Raw genomic sequence first — 5,560 nt, 5'->3', positions numbered from 1 at the left:
GTATTAAGTAAAGTTAAACATGCTCAAATTACTTTCTGATCTTTCAGAAGGTATGTTTGCGTGTGTCAAAGGAAATAATAATGTTGAGAAATGAATCTCAAACCCCTGCGAAAGCACAAGCAACTTCGCAGTCTAAAAGCAGTGCAACAACTGGTTCGAAAACCAATATAAAAAGCAAAGACCGCAATAAAACTCTCTACTTCCTCACTTGGCGCTGGCACTTCTATGCTGGGCTATTCGTTATCCCATTTATGTTGATGTTGAGTATTACTGGTTTGGTGATGCTGTTTGACGATGAAATCGAACTTGCTTTCCATCAAGACGCGATTGAAATTGTTGCATCGGGCGAACCGATCAAGGTGTCACAACAATTAGCTGCCGTACAAAATCACTACCCACAAGGTACGGTGACACAGTTTGTACCGAGCAAAGTCCCTGATCTTGCGAACCGATTTTCTGTATCACTTGAAGATGGCACTTCCGTTTTCGCCACGGTGAATCAATACACTGGCGAAGTGGTAGGAGAAATCCCCCGCAGCGATAGCCTGTATCAGCTAGCGAATGACATTCACGGCACTTTGTTGATTGGTGATTGGGGTGATTATCTAATTGAAGTCGCAATAAGCTTGTCTATTCTGTTGCTCATCAGTGGTATTTACTTATGGTTACCGAGAGATAACGCGAGCCGCGCTGGTTTTCTTAAGCTTCGATTTGGTTCAGGAACGCGTATTTTAATGCGTGATCTGCATGCGAACATCGGTGGAACACTGTCATTCATTCTTCTGTTATTTATTCTATCGGGATTATCATGGACAGGTTTTTGGGGCGGTAAGCTAGTGCAAGCATGGAGTACTTTTCCTGCTCAAATGTGGGACGATATTCCTCTGTCTAACGAAACGCATGCTTCTTTAAATCACGGGTCTGAAGAGGAAATGCCTTGGAACCTAGAGCAAACTCCACTGCCTTTGTCTCAAGATAAGCCAGAAGAACACGTCCATCAAGTAGAAGAAGCGTCTGAAGCTCATGATCATTCTAAGATGGGTGAGGATCATTCTCAGCATGTATTATCTGCGAGTAATTTCTCGATTGATGATGTGATAGCAAAAGCTCAATCTCTTGGTTTTACGCAATATAAAGTCAATTTCCCGCGATCAGAAACGGGCGTTTACACCGTGGCTGCCAATACCATGGGCGGTGACATTATCGACCCAACCCAAGATCGCACGACTCACCTCGACCAATACTCAGGGCGCATTCTAGGAGAGGTGACGTGGCAAGATTACAATTTATTCGCCAAAACCTTAGCCGTCGGTATTTCTCTGCACCAAGGTGACATCAGCATCATTAATAAGCTTCTAAATGCGTTGTTCTGTTTGGCATTCATTTTGGTGTCAGTGACTGGTGGAGTAATGTGGTGGATGCGCAGACCTTCAGGCCAAAGAAAGTTGGGAACTCCACCGAAATTTGGTGATGCAGGCTTATGGAAAGCGGGTTTAGTGACTGTGGTTGTTATTTCGGTACTGTTTCCACTCGCGGGTGCAACGATTGTGACTGCAATGCTATTGGATTGGTTACTGTTTTCACGCGTTGAGAGATTCAAGACCGCGTTGAGTTAATTGACATGCAAACGGACTTTCTCGACTTGAGAAGGTCCGTTTTATTAATCAGATGAGCTCTTCTTCTGTGAGGAAGACTTTAGACTAGATACTGCTCTAGATCTGATAAAGCTTTAGATCTGATACAGCTTTAGATCTGATAAAGCTCAAGCGGCAGGCCGTCTGGGTCTGCGAAAAACGTAAATGATTTCCCCGTAAATTCATCCACTCGAATCGGTTCGACTTCAATGCCTTGTTCTTCCAAGTAGCTTTTGACATGTTGAATGTCATCAACACAAAAGGCCAAATGTCTCAGCCCTTGAGCTTCCGGAAAGCTTGGTCTTTCAGGTGCGTCAGGGAAGCTGAATAATTCTATTTGAGCGCCATTAGGCAGTGCCAAGTCGAGCTTATACGACTGACGTGCTTCACGATAATTCTCCGCAATCACTTCAAGCTTTAAAACTTCCGTATAAAAACGCTTAGAGACTTCGTAGTCTGAGCAAATAATGGCGGCGTGGTGTATTCCTTTCAGCATCAGTTTATTTCTCCTGCCAGCTTGTCACCCAAGTGCTCCATCGCGTAATCAATGAATACACGCAGTCGAGCGGGCATGTACTTGGTTTGAGCAAACTGCATCGCGATAGCGCCATGGTAATTACTCTTGATGGTCCAATCTTCCAACACTTGTACCACGGAGCCTTCAGCCAACGCATCTTGAATCACGAAGTCATGGAAAATACCGACGCCTAGACCTTCTTTTACACCTTTCAGTCGCATCTGCGAGTGGTTAACTGCGTAACGCCCAGTGACGGGTACCGTGTGAAATTCATCATCTTTAAGAAAGTCCCAAATGTGGTCTTTATCTGTTTCTGCAAGGTATAAGCAGTCGTGCTCAGAAAGCTCGGTAGGGTGGTGAGGGATTCCTTTGGCATCTAAATAGTCCGGGCTCGCACATAACACGAGGTTTGTTTTTCCGAGTTCTTTCAATACCAAACTCTCGTCAGGTTTGTCGGTAAGGCGAAAGGCAATGTCGATGCCTTGGCGCAATATGTCGATGTCGCCATCAGCTGCCCTTAGCTTGAGTTGAATCTCTGGATACTGATTTAAAAATGGAACAACAAAAGGCTGTAGCACTGAGTTCAAGAACGCCTCAGGCGCCGCTACCGTTATAGAGCCTGCAGGTTCAGTATGGTCGGAGGTAGACAGCTCAACCGCTTGTTGCGCCGCATTAATCATGACCACGCTTTGGTCGTATACCAACTGGCCTGCTTGCGTGATGATCAATGTACGAGTGGTACGTTCAAACAGCTTTACTGAGAGTGCTTTTTCTAGACGTGTGATCAATTTACTCAACGCTGAGGGTGTCACCCCTAACTGCTTTGCTGCAGCGGTAAAGCTACCTTCGTTCACAACTAAGATAAACGAGGCGAGATCGGGAAGTAGGGCGATGAGTTTTGGGTTAATCATAAGTGTCCAGTAGGGCTAGTTGCAACGGTGAGCTTATTGACAATTGTGAGTGATCTCTTCTGATTTGTGAATCAATTTCATTAATCACTTGGCGTGATTGCTCTGATTGCTTGGCGTGTTTTGCTTTTCATCTCATCGGTTTTCATCTGTATAGCGGAGTTGCTGATGCACATTCTAAGAGAAGCGGATAATCATCACCATATCGTTCTGAGATGAAAAATAGAGATCTGATATGAAAGTGAAATTAGACACAAACGGAAGGGGATTTGACGTTAAAAAGAGCAGGTAAGACGCGTTTATGTGCCCTGTGTCACTGGGATGAACCATTATTCGTGCCTGCGATTCATTAATGTTTTTCCAACTAAAGGGATAATCGAGAAGGGGATGTTCAACTAGAATAGGGGTATAAGTTTTACAGTGTAAATGATCGAATTGAAATCGTTTACATCCCCTACATAATGCGGCGCGCGATGCTGCTGAATAATAATTAGGAAGGAATAGACAATGTCTTCTGCATTTTACCAACAGATTCAAACTCAAATCGAAGAAGTTAAAGAAGAAGGTCTTTACAAGTCTGAGCGCATTATCACTTCTGCACAAAAAGCAGCGGTTTCTATCTCGACTGGTGAAGAAGTACTAAACTTCTGTGCAAACAACTACTTAGGTCTTGCTAATCACCCAGCTCTTATCGAAGCAGCTAAAGATGGTATGGATCAGCACGGCTTTGGTATGGCTTCAGTACGTTTCATCTGTGGTACTCAAGACTCTCACAAAGAACTAGAGCAAAAGCTATCTACGTTCCTTGGTAAAGAAGACACTATCCTTTACACATCTTGCTTTGATGCAAACGCTGGCCTATTCGAAACGATTCTAGGCAAAGAAGACGCAATCATTTCTGATGCTCTAAACCACGCATCTATTATTGATGGTGTTCGTCTATGTAAAGCAATGCGCTTCCGTTACTCGAACAACAACATGGAAGAGCTAGAGCAACAACTTATCGCAGCTAAAGAAGCAGACGCTCGTCACACGCTTATCGTAACTGACGGTGTGTTCTCAATGGACGGCGTAGTCGCTAACCTTCCTGCTATCTGTGATCTTGCTGACAAGTACGGCGCACTAGTGATGGTTGATGACTCTCACGCAGTTGGCTTCATGGGTGAAAACGGCGCGGGTACTCACGAGTTCCATAACGTTGTTGACCGTATCGACATCATCACAGGTACGCTTGGTAAAGCAATGGGTGGCGCTTCAGGCGGTTACACTTCTGGTAAGAAAGAAGTAATCGACTGGTTACGTCAGCGTTCTCGTCCATACCTATTCTCTAACTCTGTTGCACCTGCAATCGTATCGGCGTCTATCCGCGTTCTAGATCTTCTAGCGGAATCTGGCGACCTACGCATTCAACTATGGGAAAACTCTGCTCACTTCCGTACTCGCATGGAAGCAGCTGGTTTCACTATGGGCGGTGCTGACCACGCAATCATCCCAATCATGCTGGGTGATGCAAAAGTTGCGGCTGAATTCGCAGAGCGCGCACTAGAGAAAGGCATCTACGTGGTAGGTTTCTCTTTCCCAGTAGTACCAAAAGGCGCAGCTCGTATCCGTACGCAAATGTCTGCTGCGCACTCTCGTGAGCAACTGGATCGCGCAATTGATGCGTTCATCCAAGTTGGTAAAGACATGGCTATCATCTAATTTTAAAGGGGTGCCTTTGCATCCTTTGATTAGATAGAACAACACCCAATAGAACATATAGATTTTTGATTCTCGCCTTACTGTTAGGCGAGATGAACTGGATAACATTATGAAAATTAAAGCACTTTCTAAGCTTAAGCCTGAAGAAGGCATCTGGATGACCGAGGTTGAAAAACCTGAAATGGGTCATAATGATCTTCTTATTCGTATTAAGAAAACTGCAATTTGTGGTACAGACGTACATATCTACAACTGGGATGAGTGGTCACAAAACACAATTCCAGTACCTATGGTGGTAGGTCACGAATACGTGGGTGAAGTTGTTGGCATCGGCCAAGAAGTTCGTGGTTTTGAAATCGGCGACCGTGTATCTGGCGAAGGTCACATCACATGTGGTCACTGTCGTAACTGCCGTGGCGGCCGTACTCACCTTTGTCGTAACACAACAGGTGTAGGTGTAAACCGCACTGGTGCGTTCTCTGAGTTCCTTGTGATCCCTGCGTTCAACGCATTTAAGATCCCTGCAGAAATCTCTGACGATCTAGCATCAATCTTTGACCCGTTTGGTAACGCAGTACACACAGCGCTTTCTTTCGACCTAGTAGGCGAAGACGTGCTAATTACTGGTGCTGGTCCAATCGGTATCATGGCTGCTGCTGTTGCTAAGCACGTTGGTGCTCGTCACGTTGTAATTACTGACGTAAATGAATACCGTCTAGACCTTGCTCGTCAAATGGGTGTGACTCGCGCAGTAAACGTGATGGAAGAGAAGCTTGAAGACGTAATGTCGGATCTTGGCA

General features: G+C 45.0%; 5 protein-coding genes. 3 read left to right on the top strand and 2 right to left on the bottom strand.

The features are described from left to right. Positions 1–80: 80 nt before the first annotated feature. The gene (locus AB4496_RS20725) at positions 81–1,616 is read left to right on the top strand and encodes a PepSY domain-containing protein (RefSeq protein WP_009845600.1); all 1,536 of its coding nucleotides are present in this window, start codon (positions 81–83) and stop codon (positions 1,614–1,616) included. Positions 1,617–1,746: 130 nt separating this feature from the next. On the opposite strand, the gene AB4496_RS20720 is transcribed toward AB4496_RS20725, so the two are convergent. Together AB4496_RS20720 and AB4496_RS20715 are read right to left on the bottom strand one after the other, a co-directional pair. Next, a complete protein-coding gene (locus AB4496_RS20720; protein WP_009845599.1) occupies positions 1,747–2,130 on the bottom strand; it encodes a VOC family protein in 384 nt (127 codons plus the stop codon). Beyond that, entirely contained in the window at positions 2,130–3,062 is a 933-nt protein-coding gene (locus tag AB4496_RS20715) for a LysR family transcriptional regulator (protein WP_009845598.1), read from the bottom strand. Before AB4496_RS20715 ends, AB4496_RS20720 begins: the two co-directional genes overlap by 1 nt. Before the next feature lie 504 nt (positions 3,063–3,566). Between AB4496_RS20715 and AB4496_RS20710 the strand changes: the two genes are divergently transcribed. Together AB4496_RS20710 and tdh are read left to right on the top strand one after the other, a co-directional pair. Further along, positions 3,567–4,760 (top strand): glycine C-acetyltransferase, encoded by a 1,194-nt coding sequence (locus tag AB4496_RS20710; protein WP_009845597.1) that lies wholly within the window; start codon positions 3,567–3,569, stop codon positions 4,758–4,760. A 109-nt stretch (positions 4,761–4,869) separates the two neighbouring features. Beyond that, positions 4,870–5,560, top strand: a 691-nt coding sequence (gene tdh, locus AB4496_RS20705) for an L-threonine 3-dehydrogenase (RefSeq protein WP_372131832.1), incomplete at its 3' end; no start/stop codon positions are given.

The sequence above is a fragment of the Vibrio sp. 10N.222.46.A1 genome, from assembly GCF_041473595.1.
Lineage (GTDB): Bacteria > Pseudomonadota > Gammaproteobacteria > Enterobacterales > Vibrionaceae > Vibrio > Vibrio tasmaniensis_A.
This window is presented reverse-complemented; position numbering and strand designations above follow the sequence as displayed.